This window comes from Streptomyces sp. NBC_00306, assembly GCF_036169555.1.
Taxonomy (GTDB): Bacteria; Actinomycetota; Actinomycetes; order Streptomycetales; family Streptomycetaceae; genus Streptomyces; species Streptomyces achmelvichensis.
This window is the reverse complement of sequence record NZ_CP108032.1, coordinates 7,897,025-7,912,884: the sequence shown is the minus strand read 5'-3', so window position 1 is coordinate 7,912,884 and position 15,860 is coordinate 7,897,025. Positions and strand designations below refer to the sequence as shown.

Below are 15,860 nucleotides of genomic sequence, written 5' to 3'. Positions count from 1 at the left end.
GTTGCGGGACAGCCTTCAGTCAGCAGCAGCGACATGTTCTTGAGCGTAATCGTCGCAGGAGGGGGCGGGTCAGTCAGCCGACCACACGTAATGCCTTTTCCGTCGGGCGTCCACGCAAGAATGGTGCCGCCGCGTCGGCGTGCGCCTGCTCAGCCTGCACTGCAGCGACGACAGCGACACGCCGGCCCGCAGATGTGATCTCCGGTGCTGAGTGTCAGATACCTGTTGCCCGGGCCGAGCGCAGTTGAGTGCGCAGGGCAGGCACTCGACCACACTCTTCATCTCCGGCCAGGCCCTCGCCCAGGGCCAGGAGTGACAGGAGTTGCACCGGACGACCGGCTGTGGCCGCAGCCTCCAGTTTGTGGTGGCCGTCAAGGAGGAAGTGCGTGAGACCCCAGTGCCGGCAGTGGTCAGCCCCTAGACCGGCGGATGGCTCGCACACGTCCAGCGTTGAGACCGCCACAGCCGTCGGGACCGCTCCCCGGCCCATGAGCTCGACGTACTCCTCGACACGCTCCCTCACGTTCCACGTCGGGGGAACCATGGGCACAACGAACTCATAGAGGTGAGCGGAGGCATCGACCGCGGTCTCGAAGGTCCGGTAGTACGGCGTATGCGGATACTCCGGCAGGCCCCAGAACTGGTCGAGCCCCCACGTGGCCACCTGCTCACCGCTGAAGTAGTCGCCTTCGTTGCCGGGGATGACCAGACGAGGCTCCACCCGCAGCAGCAACGGAAGGTACTCACCCTCCGGCAGCAACAAACCGAACGCATCGACCACACCACCGTCACCCGGATCAGCCAGCGTCCCGGTGAGCTGCTCCTGCACACCCACCAACGACAACGTCTGCTTCCCGGTCTCCAACCGGCGGAACAGCAACGGGCACGTTCCACACCAGAAGCTGAGCTCGAACGCAGGGTCCCCGTCGACTACAAGCAACCTACGACCCGGCGCGCCCCCACTCTCCCGTCGTTCTGCCTCGAAGTGCAACCGCGCCTCGGGGACCGGGACGCCGAGCCTGCGCGGCTCACCCACTTTGATCATCACAGAGCGACCGTATGGGACTCCGCGATTCGGCACCACCGACTACTGAGCGCGCATCTGGCCGGTCGGGCACCTATGGAAGTTCGATCAGGGCGGCGGCCTTACGGCGCCGCCGCTCAGGCAACCCGGCCCTACTGCCGACCCCGGATGTCATACCCATTCGCTGTCATAGGAGCCCGCAGACGAAGCATCGCGGAGGCATCATGCACAGCTCTTCGCAGGTTCGTGAGCACTGAATGCCGCTCCGCACGGACGGTCATCTCGGCAGTGCGCAGTGCGTCACCCTCGCTGACGCCGCTGATCTGGACATCATCCTGACCCGTGTGCAGCTGTACTGACTCACGCAGCGCGGAGCCCGGCTGGCCCGCTGCAGCTGGTCGGCGGGTACGTAACCGGCGCCGTGCCTGGGCGTTGTGCGCAGGATCCCCGAGAGTCGGGAGCCCTGGACATCCCCGTGCCGTGGTCCAGGGCTCCTGTATGTCGGGGCGGCTCTTGTCGGGGTTGTCAGGCAGGCAAAGTTCTCGGACTCGGGCGTCAGTATGGGCTCCGGCCAGCAGGCCACTGGTAGCCCTCCGGCAGCTCAGTTCCCTTGCTATCGATGACCGTGTGTCGACGATCACCTTCGCGGGATCGCCGCCCTCGAAGATCCAGACGACCAGACGGTGCTTGACCGCAACCACCGTGAATTGGGGATCCGACACCTCATCAGCAGGCACAACGGTGAACTCGTCACCGGGTTTCAACCAGAAGACGTCACAGTACGGTTCGATGAAGAGGCAGAGGAAGTCCTCGCCACCGTTCTGCACGGGGAGCCTGTTCACTGACGCCGTCCCGGTGGCCGCTGCAGTAGAGGATCACCAGGATAGCGACCGGCAACCAAAGGTAGGGGTTCTTCTCCTGGCCGGAGGGGTCGGGGCTGGCGAAACGGCCGATGTTGGGGTCGCAGTAGCGGGCGGCATAGTGCGGTGGAGGCCGGGCGGGTCCTGGAAGCACCTCCGTGGCAACACCCGGCGCTGTTGCACGGCGACGCCTGCGTCAAGGTTGGCTTTTGCGTGTGGTCTTGAGAAAGAAGTAGCCGGCAGTCCATGTGATGACAACGATCGCAAGGAGAGCCCATCCTCCGGTGTTCCCCATGGCAATGAGCACCACGGAGAGGATAATTCCGAGAAGCGTGAAGAAAGAGCCAATAGCAAAATAGCGCTTTACTCCGGCTTCCTGTTCGAGGGTCCATCCCAGACGACTCATCGTAGTCCTCTCCAGAGCTATGGGGGGTGGGAGGATCGTAGAGGACCCTCCCACCCGCAATTCCTCTATCCGCCGACTGTGTTGGAAACAAACGTGCTGGCGCCCCAAGAGCCTGCAAAGCAGACTGCTTGGCCCGCCACTGCCGATGCGCCGGCCGTGGGAATAGCTCCACCCAACATGATGCTCTCGCACACGGCCAGAACGGCGGCGCCTGCCACGAACCCTGCGACGTCGCCCCAGAGCGCCCGAGTGTCCCCCTCAACCAGGTGGCTTACGCCTTGAATTGCGTCGCCTACCATGCCCAGGGCGTCCCACGCTGCGAGCCCTGTCGGGTCGATGCGGTTGACGGGGTCGCCTTCGGCGTAGAGGTAGGGGTTCTTCTCCTGGCCGGAGGGGTCCGGGCTGGTGAAGCGGCCGAGGTTGGGGTCGTAGTAGCGGGCCGCGTAGTGGTAGAGGCCGGTCGGGTCCTGGAAACCGCCGGCGAACCGGTACGGCTGGGGGACGCTTTCAGTCGTGGTGGCGAGGATGCGGACGCCGCGGGGACTGTAGGCGTACGTGTTCACCTTGGCGCCGGTGTCGTCGGCGAGCGCGACGACGGAGCCGAGCGCGTCGGTGAGGTAGTAGTACGTCTTGCCCCCGGTCGTCATGGAGTTGAGGGTGCCCCCGGGTTCCCGGTTGAATCCCATGTCCACTCCGGCCGTCGACGTGGCGGAGAGCCCGAGCGGTCCGTTGTGGAAGAACGTGTCACCGAGCTTGATGCGCTCGCTCTGGTCGGTGGAGCCGTACTGGCCGGCGTACGTCGTGCCGCCGACGGTGATCGAGGTCAACTGGGAGTAGTCCGACCACTTCTCGGCGGTGCGGATGTACTCGGGGGTGGGAGCGCCGGCGGTTTCGTTGCCGAGTTTGTCGTAGGACCAGCCCCTCGCGTCGCCGTTCTTGGCGGTGACCTGCTGGGCGTCGTTGACGGTGTAGGTCGTGCCGCGCGGGCAGCCGGGGTCAGTGCCCTGGGAGGTGAGGTTGCCCGCCATGTCGTAGCAGTACTGCCAGGAGGAGGTGAGCGTGCTGCCCTTCTCCTCCTTCGCGTACGAGAAACGGCCGGCACTGTCGTAGGTGTAGCTGGTCTTCAGCCCCGCGACGGCATCGGTCTTGGTGCGGATCTTGCCGCCGTCCTTGCCCGCGTTGGCATAGGAGTAGGAGAGGTCGACCAGGGTGCCCTTCGGCGAGGTTGCCGTGATCTTCTCCGGGCGGCCCGACTTGTCGGGCGTTACCTCGTGGACCGTGCCGCCGGGGTAGGTCGTCTTGGTGCGGACGTCGTTGTTGTTGTAGGTGTACGTGGTCTTCTTGCCCGTCGGGTCCTTGAACTCCTTGAGCCGGTTGACCTCGTTCCAGGTGTAGTCGGTGACTCCGGCCGGATCCTGGTAGGTGTCGACATTGCCCGCCGGGGTGTAGGTCAGTTTGGTCTGCGACCCGTTCTGCAGGGTGCGGATGGTCTCGCGGGACAGCGGATCGAAGTCGTACGTGATGACGCCCGAGCGGTCGGATCGCTGCTTGAGGTTGCCGTCGCCGTCGTAGGAGTAGGTGACGGTCGCGTAGCCGGACGTGTCGACCTTGGTGACCCGGTCGCGGTGGTCGTACTCGTACAGGGTGGTGACCCCGCGGCCGTCCTTGACGGTCTTCGGGCGGCCGAGGTCGTCGTAGGTGTAGGTCGTCTGCCCGAGGGGCGCGGGCGGGGTGACCTTGTCGAGGTTGCCCTTGGGGTCGTAGTGGAACGACGTGGAGACCGACTTGGTCGAGCTCATCTTCGTCGTGGCCTTGCACCGCTGGCCTTCGAAGCCTCCGCAGGTGGGGCTGGAGGTGTTGTAGTCGTACGTCTCCGAGCCGCCGCCCGTGCCGGTGACCGCCACCGACTTGGTGTTGCCGGCGTCGTCGTAGGTGTAGTCGGTCTTCTCGTTGTCCGCGGTCGTCATCGAACCGGGCAGGTCCGCGCCGGACTTGGTCTGGTAGCCGGTGAGCGACGACGTCGCGCCGGTGGGCAGCTTGGCGGAGGTCGGGTTGTTGCGGCCGTCCCAGCCGTAGGTGGTCACATTGCCACCCGTCCCGCCCGTCCCCATGGCATCGGTGGCGGTCTGGACGTTGTTGTTGGCGTCGAACGTCTTCGACCGCGAGTGCCCGAGTGCGTCGGTCACCTTGCCGACCTTGCCGTTGCCGTCGTGCTCGTACTTCGTGGCGTGCTGCTCCGGGTCGGTGACCGTCGTCGTTCCCGCTGCTGACGGCGTGCCGGCGGAGTAGCCATAGGTGTAGGTCGGGCCGGTGTGGCCGGATCCGTCGAAGTCTGTCGCGCGGAGCATGGACGTGACGCGGTTCTGGTCGTCGTAGGTGAAGGTGGTGACACGCCCCTCGGGCGTGGTGATCTTCACGACGCGGCCGTCCGTGTCGTATCCGAACGTGGTGGCCTTGCCCTCGGTGTCGGTCGTCCGGGCCAGGTTGCCGTCAGGGTCAAGGTCGTACACCGCGGTGCGGCCGGTGTGGTCCTTGGCCTGCCACTGATTCGGGTAGGTCTTGAGCAGGTCGATCCATCGGCCCGAGCGGGTCTCCGTGAGTTTGAAGCCCTTGTGCTCACTGCCGTCGTCGTGCTGCTCGACGGTGATGGTGCCCTTGTTGCGATCGGTGACCTTCGTCAGCGTCCCGTTCGCGTCGTAGGTGTCCTTCACGCCCGACTTGCGGCTGGTCAGGGTGTAGGTGCCGTCGGCGTTCTTCTTCAGGTCCTTCGAGTAGCCCTTGGGTGTGGCGAAGGTGCCGTCAGCGTTCTCGGTGAAGCGGACCGCGTCGCCGGTCGCGTCGTAGACGACCACCTCGGAGTCGAAGACCTGGAGGTACCGCTCGTACTCCTGCCACCAGCGCTGCGAGACCTTGCCCCACGGGGCGTCCAGCGAGTTGTACGTACGCGCGAGGCGCAGCTTCTGGCCCACACCCGCGACCTCGAAATCGGTCCCGGCCAGCATCAGGTTGCCGTTCGACAGGTTGATTCGCGCGACGAGTGAGTCGGTGATGCGGAAGTCGGAGATCTGATGCCACGGCACCGACCCCTGCCCCTCGGGCACATAGACCAGGACGCCGGACGTTGCTGACCGGGCCCTACCGGATGGACCGTCACCGGTACGGGCGCGCTCCTTCTGCGCCGCCCGCCACGCCGCCTCCTCCTTCGACGGAGCCGCCTCCGCCTCGCCCGGGACGGGCTTGGTGGTGCCCACCTTCACCGGCGGCCGGGTGAGCGGTGCCGCCTTCTTTCCCCAAACCGATCCCGCGCCCGGATCGGCAGGCGGCGGTGTCGGCGCGGCGAACGCCGGAAGCGCCGAGGCCCCCAGCGCGAGCGCAGCAACGGCCGCTGTCAATGAGTGTCTTGCAGACATACGGGCACGCCGGAACGGCGTGCCGGAAGCACGCGAAACCATGCACTTCCCCCCACAGGAAGAGAAACCACAGCGGCCCCCACGGCCACTGGAGTCGCACACGCTGTCACAGCGGCTTCACGACCGGTATGGGTTTCCCACGATCCTTTCGAACATGCGGGCGAGTTTGCGACGACCTTGCGAGGAGCCCACGGCTTCGAAGTTGCCGTACGGCAACAGTTATAGACCGGCGTCGGGCACAGCACCCGCCCTGGAGATGGCCGGAAAGAATCGCTCTCGTGGTGAAGCGATGTGGCCAAGATGTGGCTGGGGAGCAACCGCAGCCCCACGACCAATCGCGGTTCGGGGCCAGCAGGTTCGGTGCGGGGCGGTGTTCTCCAGGTGCCCCGGAGCCAGTGTCAATGTGCCGTCGAACTCGTGGACAAAGCCAGAGGTGCACCCGAGCCAACAGCGCCCCGAGGGGCAAGGAGGGCTAGGGTCCAGAGCGTGATGCACTTGCATGGCATTGGTTCAACAACCCCACGCAGGCAGCCGATCTGAGCCCTCCTCACTTGATCAGAGCCTGAGCGCGCAGGCACTTGGCTCTCCGGAGCTCTCCCAGGACCTCAGACACGGGGACGGGGCCGCTGCGCCCAGGGCGGGCATCGCGCAGGTAGTGCATGGCGGTTCGCGCGGACATCCCGACGCCCGCCTGCGAGACGACGACGCCACCTGACAGGAACCCCGGCCTTGGAAACGCGATTGCCGACCACCGGGGCACGCTGACACCATTGTCGGCGTGATCACAGCTGAGACACCGGACTGCCTGATCGTGTCCGGGATGCCGGGGGCCGGGAAATCGACGGTGACCCGGCTCGTCGCCGAGCGGCTGGCGCGCTCCGCTCGGCTCGACGGCGATGAGCTCAACGGGATGATTGTCAACGGCTTCGTCTGGGCCCTTGGCGAGCCCGCCGACGAAGCGGCACGGCAAGTGGAGCTGTTACACCGGAATCTGTGCGCGCTGGCGACAACTTCGCAGACACCGGCTTCGCGCCGCTGATCGACGCGGTCATCCCCTCCCGCGAGAAGTTGGACTTCTTCCTCGATCTCCTCCCGGCCCGGCAGGTCTTGTTCGTGGTTCTCGCACCGGGCATCGAGGTGTGTCAATACCGCAATACCATCCGTGATCCGCGTGACCGGTTCGACTTCGACGGCTATGAAGGTCTCGACGCCGACATGAAGCGCGAGCTCGGCGATGTCGGCTGGTGGTTCGACACCGCGGCCCTTACTCCCGAGGAGACCGCCGATCGCGTCGTCCGAGAAGCTCGCCATCGCGCCCTGGTGAATTGACAACACATCCCCAAGACCCTGCGCAGTCGCGGCAGCTCGTTCGCCAGGGGAGAGCACTGGGAGGGAACAGTCACGTGTCGGTGCTGGGGCTGGACCTGCACGGCGACGGCCAACGGGCAATGGCGCGCACATCGGTGGAGTTCCGCTTCGATGGAGCCCTTCCGGTGGGGTCCACGCCTTGGTCACGCCGGCAATGTCCCGCGCACCGGGGTGAGGTGCGCGGACCTGGACCTACCGGAGCGCCTGTTCGCCTGGACGAATTCCGTCATCGCCGAGATGCCGCACGACGGCGGGGCGCGTTGCTGCGCCTGACGCCCGCCGCGAACGCCTCCGGGGACTTCGGCAAGCTCGCGGCCCGGTCACGCGCCACCGGCGCGGTTCGCGGTGCATCGCGAGGGGTGGCTCGGCGCACATCGCCGCATGGGGGGCTGATGATCAGATTGGACAACCCGTCGGTTTATGAACACGATGAGCGCGCAAGATCGCGGCTTCACGGGGGGCACATGGCTCATGCCGCGAAATGGCCCTCCGCGCAGGTCGCTTCGTCCCCATTTCAGGCATGGAGAGACTCGCCATGAGCTTCGGCGACCCCAACAACCCCTACAACCAGCAGCCTCCGCAGGGCCAGCCCGGCTATCCGCCGCAGGGACCGCAGGACGCGTCCCCGCAGTACGGCTATCCGCAGCAGGCACCGCAGGGGGTTCCGCCGCAGTACGGCTACCCGCAGCAGGCGCCGCAGCCGTACGGGGCGTACCCGCCCCCCGGAATGCCCGGCATGCCGGGAGCGGGGATGCCGCCGCTGGCCCACTGGGGGCACCGCGTCGGCGCGTACCTGCTCGACGCACTGATCATCGTGGGCCCGATGTACGCCCTGGGGTTCATCGATCTGGCCTCCAGCGACGACCCGGCGAACGCCGGCCCGGGGCCCTTCTTCGCCATCGGGCTCGTCTACGCCATCGGCATGGGCTTCTTCCAGCTGTTCAAGGAGGGCAAGACCGGTCAGTCGATCGGCAAGAAGGTCCTCGGCATCAGCCTGCTCCGGGAGGCCGACGGCAGCACGCTCGGCTTCGGCATGGCGTTCGTGCGCAAGCTCGCGCACTTCCTGGACAGCATCGCCTGCTACCTCGGCTGGCTGTGGCCGCTGTGGGACGCCAAGAAGCAGACCTTCGCCGACAAGGTGTGCAACACGGTGGTCGTCAAGGTCCCCAAGGGCTGAGCCAACGACCGATGGCGGCCGGGACGGCCGCACCAGGACGTCCCGGCCGGCAGCACAACGACACGATCTCTGCGCCGCCACCCCGGCACCACATCTTGCTGCCGCCGTCGGCGCGTCGGCGCCTGCCCACAGGAAGCCTCCGGGGCGAGCGCTCACTCCGCCCGCATGGGCGCACGATCGGGCGGCCGCGCACGTGAGTGGTCGGACCGCCGCCCTGATCGAGTGGCGCAGGTCGGTGTTTGTGCGCCGCACTCGTAGACGTGGCACCGCACTTGCTGCCGTACGGGAACGAGCGCCACGCCGTCGGGCACCGGACCGCGGTCCGGCCGGGGTGCGTCGCGGACCCGAGCCCGGCCGCGATCAGCGCCAGTTGGGTGTGGTGCTCCCCCGCCAAGTGCGAGATCCGCGGCTCGATGTCCTGCGAGCGCCCAGCGCGAACAGCAGCCCCTCGTCACAAAATCCGCCCTCGGGCTGGGCGGGACCCCGGGACCAGGCGGGTTCAATGCTCCAGTCCACGCCGCAGGCATGGCCGGACGAACCCAGTCCAGGCCGCGCATCTGCCCGGACTCATCAACGGCAGCCGGCTCCGGTCGGCGGCGGCGCCGGCCCCGAGACACCCGCTTCGCCCCGTCCCGGCCCGTACACAGCCGCTGAGCGCCCGCCCACTCCGAACCGTGTTGGATAGAATCTTCTCGACATACCCGTCATAACGGTCACGCCACGTATCTCCGGTAAACGACAGGATCGCGGCCCTCCCGAGCGTTGCCCCAGGAGGCAGTCGAAGATCCAGAAGCGGTGCGATGAGGGATGATTCTGGCAGTCCTGTTTGCCCTCTTGTCTGCGGTCAGCAACGCCCTGGGCACGGTGCTGCAGCGGCGCGCGGTGCTGAACGTGCCCGAATCCCCCGCGAAGCGGTTCGGCCTGGTCCGGAGCCTGCTGCACAATCCGGCCTGGTTCGGCGGAATCCTCGGTGTGGTGTTCGCTGCGCTCTTCCAGGCGCTGGCCCTGGCGTCGGGGTCCCTGGCCGCCATCCAGCCGATCTTCATCCTGGAACTGCCGCTTGCCCTCCTGATCGGCAGCGCCGTGTTCCGTGTCCGAATCTCACGGACGGCATGGCTGTGCGTGGTGTTCATCTTCGCGGGACTGGCTCTCAGCCTCTTCTCCACGGCGCCCAGCGGCGGGCGTTCCCAGGTTCCCGGAGTCCTGTGGGTACCCGCCCTCGCCGCCACCGGCGGGATGGCGGCACTCCTCGTCGTGACGGGGCTGCGGCGCCCGCACGGCCTGGCCCGTGCGGCGTGCCTGGCCGCCGCGGCCGCCATCGGCAACGCCGTCACAGCTGCGCTGGTCAAGTCGGCCATGACCATCCTGTCCGAAGAGGGAGCGACCGGCTTCTTCCTGGCGTGGCAGACCTACAGCTTCGCGATCGTGGGCTCGGCGTCCGTCTTCCTGCTCGGATACGCACTGCAGGCGGGCCCGCTCATCGCTTCGCAGCCCGCCCTCACGCTGGGTGATGCGGTGGTGAGCTTCGCCCTCGGGGTGACGCTCTACGCGGAGTCTGTGCGTCAGGGGCTGTGGCTCGTGCCGGCCCTGTTGGGCGCCGCCCTGCTGTCCTACGGCGTCTTCACCCTGTCGCGCACCCGGTGCCTCGAAGAATGCGTGACCCCGGGCGCCGAGCACCAACAGGACCAGCACTCCACTGCCACATGACGGGACGACGTCAACGGCCCACGCGACGCACGGCCCGATCTGTCCCGCAGTGCCTGGCCGAAGGCACACCCCCCTGCGCGGCGCGGGCAGCTGGACCGAACAGACCGCCGCCGAGCGCTACGACCGGGATGCCCGCTCCGCCGTGCGATCCAGCTGCTCGTCGAGCCGAAGAGCGGCGCACAACCGGGCAAGTGGGTCGGCTTCGACGGGAAGTTCGGCCTCGTCCTCAGGATGCCCGGGTGCCCCCGGTCACAGCAGTCGCCGGATGTCGCCACGGACCCGGTAGAAGCCGCCCGACGCCGGGTGCAGGGCGTCGACCGCGTAGCGCGTGCCGGCTTCCCGGATGGCTCTGGGGAACTGCACGTTCCACGACCGTTCATAGCCGTCCGACAGCACATGGACCCGGGTCCGGCCGCCTTCCTGGACGCACTCCACGATGACCGAGCCGGCGGGTGCAGTGCTCACCGTCGTCACTGCCGCGACCGTCGTCGCCGGTTCGTAGGTGGGCAGCGCCGCCGCGAGCTTGACGTCCCTGGCGACAGGGACGGTGCCCTGCTGGGCGGCAGTGATCGCGGCCTCGCTCGCGTCCACGCACACCAGGGAACCGTCCGAGGTCACCAGATAGAGCCGCTCGTCCCGGTACTGCATGGAGAGCGCCGAACCCGCGCCCGTGCCCAGCTTCCACAGACGCGTGCCGTCCTCGGCGAAGCAGTACACCGAGGAGGCGGCATCAGCGGCGAAGACGAAGCGGCCGCTCGGGGAGGTCGCGCAGGAGTACACGGTGCTGTCGCACGCGTACACCGCTTCGACACGGCCGTCCTTCTTGGCGAGGCGCTGGACCTTCCTGTGTGCCGTGCCCGCGTAGACGGCGGTGTCCTCCTGCCAGCCGAAGAGCACCGCGCCCTGGCTGTCGGTGTGCCAGATCTCGCCGCCTCCGTCCAGGGCGTACGCCGTCACACCTCGGGTGTCGCCGTAGTAGACGGCGCCGCCGTCGGCGCGGACCATCCAGGCGTGCTCGCCTCGGCCACCGCGGGACCACTGATGTTCGTCCTCATGGTCGATGACGGTCAGCCGGCCGGACCGGTCGGCCACGTTCAGCACGCCCTCGTGGATGTCCAGCCAGAAGATGTCGACGTCCGCGGCGATGTCGTAGGCGGCGAAGGGCAGCTTCGACGACAGGTCGTACACCCGGCCGTCGTCACAGCCCGCGTAGATCCAGAAGTCGTCGGCGACCAAACACTTCACCCCGTCGGGGAGAGAGAAGCGGGCCTGGACCTCGCCGGCGTGGCTGAGGGTGTACACATCACCGGCCTGGTTGCCGACCCAGCAGCGGTCGTCGTCGACATGGATACCGAAGGCGGATGAGCCGGTCCTGAACCGCCACAGGACCGGCGCGACCGCGCGGGCGGTCGAGGGTGCGGAGGTGACCGCGCGGCGGGTGACGGAGCGGGCCGCCCGCTGCCCCTGGACCGCCGGGGCATACCCCTTGCGGACCTTCTCGCCTATCTTCTTCGCTGCCGCGGCGCGCGCCTTGTCCGCGGTGGTGAACGTGGAGGACTGTGTCTGCCCGGCGGCGCCGATCCGTCCGTAACGGACCGACACCACCAGTCCGTCGACGGTTACTTCGTAGAACTTGTGCGCGCCGTCGCCGTCCTGCGACAGCTCCAGATAGGTCTTCGTCGTCATGTCGAGAACGCTAGAGCAGGCCACTGACAACGGGCCGGGCCGAGGTGCAGTTCACGGTCCTGCCGGGCTTGCCCTGCCCGGCAGGATCCGAGGAGACGTGCCCGTCTGCTCAGCACTGAGGGCGGGGATGTCGTCATGGCGAACGCTGCCGCCCGGTCGGCCAAGCCCGGTGAGTTCTTCCATCCCCGGCCGCCGTACGTGGCGTGGTCGCGGACTTCGACGGCTTCCACGAGTCTCGACTATTCAAGAATATGACTATTCTTATCCTTGAGTAGGATGGCTCCGAACACGACGCAGGAAGCGAGAGAGCGATGAGAGAGCGGGCGGAGGGAGTGCTTCGATGGCTCTGAGACATGCAGTGCTGGCGGCCCTGCTGGACGGCGAGTTCAGCGGGTACGAGCTGGCCAAGGCGTTCGACCTGGGCGTCGCGAACTTCTGGCACGCCCTCCCCCAGCAGCTCTACGCCGAGCTGGCCAAGCTGGAGAAGGACGGGCTGGTCACGGGCCGCCAGGTGGTGCAGGAAACCCGGCCCAACAAGCGGCTGTTCACGGTCACCGATGCCGGGCTCGCCGAATTGGAGCACTTCGCGGCAGCCGCGTCGAAGCCCTCGTTCATCCGGGACGACCTGCTCGTCAAGGTCCAGGCCGTCGACCGCGTCGACGCCGGGTCGGTGATCGAACAGCTGGAGGCGCGCGCGGCGGCCGCCGAGTCCAAGATCGAACTGCTCGCGAAGCTGCTGAGCCGCATGCGTGGTGACGCGGACGAGAAGGAGTTTCTGCTCCACGGCGAGCCCGTCGGCCCGTACCTGACCTGCCGGCGCGGCCTGGTCTTCGAGGAGGAGCACCGGGACTGGTGCCTGAGCACCGCCGCGGCTCTGCGGGAGCGGCAGGTGTCCCGTGCCGGAAACTGAGCTCGGCGAGTCACTCGGACCCCGCGTATACGAGCGCTACGTGGCCCTCGGCGACAGTCAGACCGAAGGGGTCGGCGACGGTGACGACATCGCCGGGCTGCGCGGCTGGGCCGATCGGCTCGCGGAACTGCTGGCGGCCGCCGACCCGGCGCTCCGGTACGCGAACCTCGCCGTACGCGGCCGTGTCGCCCGCCAGGTTCGCGCCGAACAGCTGGAACCCGCCCTGGCCCTGCGCCCCGATCTGGTCACCGTCGTGGCCGGGGTCAACGACATACTGCGGCCGCGGTACGACGCCGCGGAGGTGGCCGGGGAGCTGGAGGCGATGTTCGCCGCGCTGACGGCGTCCGGGGCCCACGTGGTCACGCTCGCCTTTCCCGACCTCTCGAAGATCGCGCCCATGGCCCGCCCGCTCGCGCCCCGGTTGACCGATCTGAACGCCCGGGTGCAGGCAGCGGCGTCCCGGCACGGGGTCACGGTCGTCGACACCGGCGGGTACGCGGTCACCACCGATCCGCGGCTGTGGACGGTGGACCGGCTGCACGCCGGCCCGCTCGGCCACGAGCGGATCGCCGCTGCCGTAGCCCACACCCTCTGTCTGCCCGGCAGTGACGACACCTGGACGCACCCGCTGCCGCCCGTGTCGGCCCCCGGCACGGTGCAGGCGCTGACGGCCGAACTGCGCTGGGCCGCCGGTTTCCTGGGTCCCTGGATCGGCCGCCGCCTACGCGGCCGGTCCAGCGGCGACGGCCGTTCGGCGAAGCGTCCGCAGCTGTTGCCCGTCGGTCTGCCCGGGCCGCAGGCACCAGGAGAAGCCGGCGCCCTTTAGCCACGTCGGAGCACCGACGGTTCGGGTTTCGTCCGACACGGCCATCGGACAGATGCCTGCGAGGGGCAGGGCAATGCCGAGTACGGCAGTGCCCTGCCCCCGCCGCGGGCGTCAGGGCACTTGGTGGGCCGGGATGTCGGCCGCCCGGAGGTGCTGATGCAGGGGGTCAGCGTGCCGGAGGCCTGACAGGTCGAAGTCGCCCCGGCAGCGCCGTAGGAGCCGGTGAGATCATCGAGGTGTCGACGTCAGTCATGAGGTCGTTCTCCTAGGCCTCGACGCGTGCTGACATGGTGCCGGGCCGGTCAACGGCAGTGCGGGCAAAGCACCATAGGGACGCCCCTGTCGAACTTCGTCAGCACGAGCCCAAGGTGAGGCACCTACAAGGCTCTGTGCGGCCACGATGCCGCCGTAGCCGATCGACCTGGCCGCGCACCGCGCCTCCTCCAGGCGACGCCGGCCGAGACGGTGAGAGAACCCCATCCGGTCCCGACCCAGCAGCCCGCACCGGGCAGTACGGCTAGCGCGGCGTGGTGTCGTCGGGCCTGAACGGGCCGCCGTGGCCGGGCACGATCACGTCCGCGGCAGTCATCACCCGCAGCCGGGAGGCGCGCAACACCTCACGGTCGGGGGCCACCGGGTCGTCCGCCGGGCCCTCCGAGTGCCACCACAGGTCACCGGCGAACGCCACCACGCCCGTGTCCGTGCCGGCCAGCAGAGTGATGTCCTCAGGGCTGTGTCCCGGTGTGCGGATCAGCCGCAGCGACGGGGTCAGTTCGTAACCCTCCGCGTCACGGTTCTTCCACTGGTCGCCCTGGTACTCCACCTTGTGGTCGTGCACGGTGGCCCGTTGGAACAGGCCCACGTTCATCGTGTTGTCCGGGTGGTGGTGGCTGAGTACGACATCGGTGATGTCGTCGGGGCCGAGCCCCAACTCGGCGAGCGGGCCGAGGATGTCGTCGCGGCTCGCCACCATGCCGGGGTCGAAGATCACATGCCGGCCGGCGTCGGACACGTAGGAAACGGTGGCGGCGACACCGGGGCCGGTGGAGCCGACGTATCCGGTGGTCAGGATCGTGTACACGGCACTACGGCCGAGCGGTGCGTCTGTCATAGCCTCAATCCTTCCGGCCTGGTCCACTGCTCACCAGTGGCACAACTGCCGCTGATCGCAGGATTGGTGCCACACTGAGGTGTGCATCCCTTCGTGACCGTCGCCGCGTACGTCCCGCCCGGAGTCGGCATGCTCGCCGTCGGCATCGTCGCCGAGGTTTTCGGTCCGCACGGCGAAACACTGCCCGGCTTCGACTTCACCCTGTGCACCGACCGGCCCGGGCCGGTTCCCACCGACCTCGGCCTGCCGCTCACCGTCACGCACGGCCTGGACCGGCTCGCCACAGCCGATCTGGTGATCGCTCTGCCGTGGACCGGATTTCGCACACCCCCCGCTCCCCCTGTACTCGAAGCGCTGTCGGCCGCGCACCAGCGCGGCGCACTGGTCGCGGCCCATTGTGTCGGCGCTTTCGCGCTCGCCGCCGCCGGACTGCTCGACGGCCTACGGGCCACCACTCATTGGCGATTCGCCGAACTCCTCGCCCGCCGCCACCCCGAAGTCACCGTCGAGCCCGACGCCCTCTACATCGACGAAGGACGCATCATCACGGGCGCGGGAGCCGCCGCGGGCTTCGATCTCTGCCTGCACCTGCTGAGGCGGGAGCACGGAGCAGCCATGGCCAACGCTGTCGCCCGCGACGTGGTGCTGCCCTCCCACCGCGACGGCGGGCAGGCACAGTACCTTGCCGCCCCCCTCCCCGAAGACTGCGACGACGAGCGTCTCGCCGAAGTCCTCGCCTGGGCCCGTGAGAACCTCCAGGAGCCTCTTCCCGTCGCGGAACTGGCCCGGCGTGCCGTGATGAGCAAACGCTCCTTCGCCCGTCGCTTCACCGCCGCGACCGGCACCACCCCCCACGCCTGGCTGCGGAGCCTGCGTCTGACCAGCGCCGAGGAACTCCTGGAGACCACGGACCTGCCGGTCGAGGAGATCGCCCACCGCGTCGGATACGGAAGCGCGGCCGTCCTGCGCGAACAGTTCGTGCGCCGCCGGGGCGTACCGCCCCGCTCCTACCGCCGCACCTTCACAAACACGCCGTAACCAACACGCGGTCAGTGTGCCGTCGCTGTCAGCGCCAGAGTGCCGTGACGGCGAACGCCGTACCCGGAGCACACAATTGACGTGCACGGTGCCGCCGTCTGGCGATAAGGGCGCCACCCCGACATCCCCCATTCCTGCTCCTCAGAGGTACCGAGGTTCTACCGGCCGCAAACGCCGGGCCGATTGGCCGATAGTCCCGGGTCGATGTCGAGCCGAAACGGGCCGGCCGGGGCACTGGTCTCGCCGGATTGCAAGCGTCCTGCCGTTCAGCGTGCGCAGAGGCAGCCGGCCTTGGCGCGCTGTAAATGCCGCCGCCCGGATGAACCAGACACTCCTT

12 protein-coding genes and 1 pseudogene are annotated in these 15,860 nt (G+C 68.1%); 7 read left to right on the top strand and 6 right to left on the bottom strand.

Features of this window, described 5'->3' with window-relative positions; genetic code table 11:
* Positions 1 to 214: 214 nt before the first annotated feature.
* The 3 genes from OHA05_RS35355 to OHA05_RS35345 all read right to left on the bottom strand — a co-directional run bounded on the left by OHA05_RS35355 (position 215) and on the right by OHA05_RS35345 (position 5,700).
* Positions 215 to 1,045, bottom strand: coding sequence for a hypothetical protein (locus tag OHA05_RS35355; protein WP_328863520.1), 831 nt, complete (start codon positions 1,043 to 1,045; stop codon positions 215 to 217).
* 1,035 nt (positions 1,046 to 2,080) lie between these two features.
* On the bottom strand, positions 2,081 to 2,290 hold the full coding sequence (locus OHA05_RS35350; protein WP_313942136.1) for a hypothetical protein: 210 nt from the start codon (positions 2,288 to 2,290) through the stop codon (positions 2,081 to 2,083).
* Positions 2,291 to 2,355: 65 nt separating this feature from the next.
* Positions 2,356 to 5,700 carry an RHS repeat-associated core domain-containing protein gene (locus OHA05_RS35345; RefSeq protein WP_328862851.1) on the bottom strand — a complete coding sequence of 1,115 codons (3,345 nt, stop codon included), beginning with the start codon at positions 5,698 to 5,700 and terminating at the stop codon, positions 2,356 to 2,358.
* 778 nt (positions 5,701 to 6,478) lie between these two features.
* On the opposite strand from OHA05_RS35345, the gene OHA05_RS35340 reads away from it, so the two are divergent.
* From OHA05_RS35340 to OHA05_RS35330, 3 genes are all read left to right on the top strand, one after another.
* Complete coding sequence (locus OHA05_RS35340; protein ID WP_328862850.1) at positions 6,479 to 6,739, top strand: zeta toxin family protein; 261 nt, start codon at positions 6,479 to 6,481, stop codon at positions 6,737 to 6,739.
* Positions 6,694 to 7,029, top strand: a complete 336-nt coding sequence (locus tag OHA05_RS35335; RefSeq protein ID WP_328862849.1) for a hypothetical protein — start codon at positions 6,694 to 6,696, stop codon at positions 7,027 to 7,029. The genes OHA05_RS35340 and OHA05_RS35335 overlap by 46 nt, the downstream gene beginning before the upstream one ends.
* Positions 7,030 to 7,603: 574 nt before the next feature.
* A complete protein-coding gene (locus tag OHA05_RS35330; RefSeq protein WP_328863519.1) occupies positions 7,604 to 8,245 on the top strand; it encodes an RDD family protein in 642 nt (213 codons plus the stop codon).
* A 180-nt stretch (positions 8,246 to 8,425) separates the two neighbouring features.
* On the opposite strand, the pseudogene OHA05_RS35325 reads toward OHA05_RS35330, so the two are convergent.
* Positions 8,426 to 8,716 (bottom strand): annotated as a pseudogene (locus OHA05_RS35325) (LysR family transcriptional regulator); the annotation flags it as partial.
* 336 nt (positions 8,717 to 9,052) lie between these two features.
* On the opposite strand from OHA05_RS35325, the gene OHA05_RS35320 reads away from it, so the two are divergent.
* Positions 9,053 to 9,952: a DMT family transporter gene (locus OHA05_RS35320; protein ID WP_328862848.1), complete on the top strand. Its 900-nt coding sequence runs from the start codon at positions 9,053 to 9,055 to the stop codon at positions 9,950 to 9,952.
* A 249-nt stretch (positions 9,953 to 10,201) separates the two neighbouring features.
* Here the strand turns inward: OHA05_RS35320 and OHA05_RS35315 are convergent, their stop codons facing one another.
* Positions 10,202 to 11,638, bottom strand: coding sequence for a WGR domain-containing protein (locus OHA05_RS35315; RefSeq protein WP_313942140.1), 1,437 nt, complete (start codon positions 11,636 to 11,638; stop codon positions 10,202 to 10,204).
* 340 nt (positions 11,639 to 11,978) lie between these two features.
* On the opposite strand from OHA05_RS35315, the gene OHA05_RS35310 reads away from it, so the two are divergent.
* Both OHA05_RS35310 and OHA05_RS35305 read left to right on the top strand, forming a co-directional pair.
* Positions 11,979 to 12,548: a PadR family transcriptional regulator gene (locus tag OHA05_RS35310; RefSeq protein ID WP_313942141.1), complete on the top strand. Its 570-nt coding sequence runs from the start codon at positions 11,979 to 11,981 to the stop codon at positions 12,546 to 12,548.
* Complete coding sequence (locus tag OHA05_RS35305) at positions 12,535 to 13,374, top strand: SGNH/GDSL hydrolase family protein (protein WP_328862847.1); 840 nt, start codon at positions 12,535 to 12,537, stop codon at positions 13,372 to 13,374. The genes OHA05_RS35310 and OHA05_RS35305 overlap by 14 nt, the downstream gene beginning before the upstream one ends.
* Positions 13,375 to 13,891: 517 nt before the next feature.
* Here OHA05_RS35305 and OHA05_RS35300 read toward each other — a convergent pair.
* On the bottom strand, positions 13,892 to 14,485 hold the full coding sequence (locus OHA05_RS35300; protein ID WP_313942143.1) for an MBL fold metallo-hydrolase: 594 nt from the start codon (positions 14,483 to 14,485) through the stop codon (positions 13,892 to 13,894).
* 129 nt (positions 14,486 to 14,614) lie between these two features.
* Between OHA05_RS35300 and OHA05_RS35295 the strand changes: the two genes are divergently transcribed.
* The gene (locus OHA05_RS35295; protein ID WP_328863518.1) at positions 14,615 to 15,523 is read left to right on the top strand and encodes a GlxA family transcriptional regulator; all 909 of its coding nucleotides are present in this window, start codon (positions 14,615 to 14,617) and stop codon (positions 15,521 to 15,523) included.
* Positions 15,524 to 15,860 lie beyond the last annotated feature (337 nt).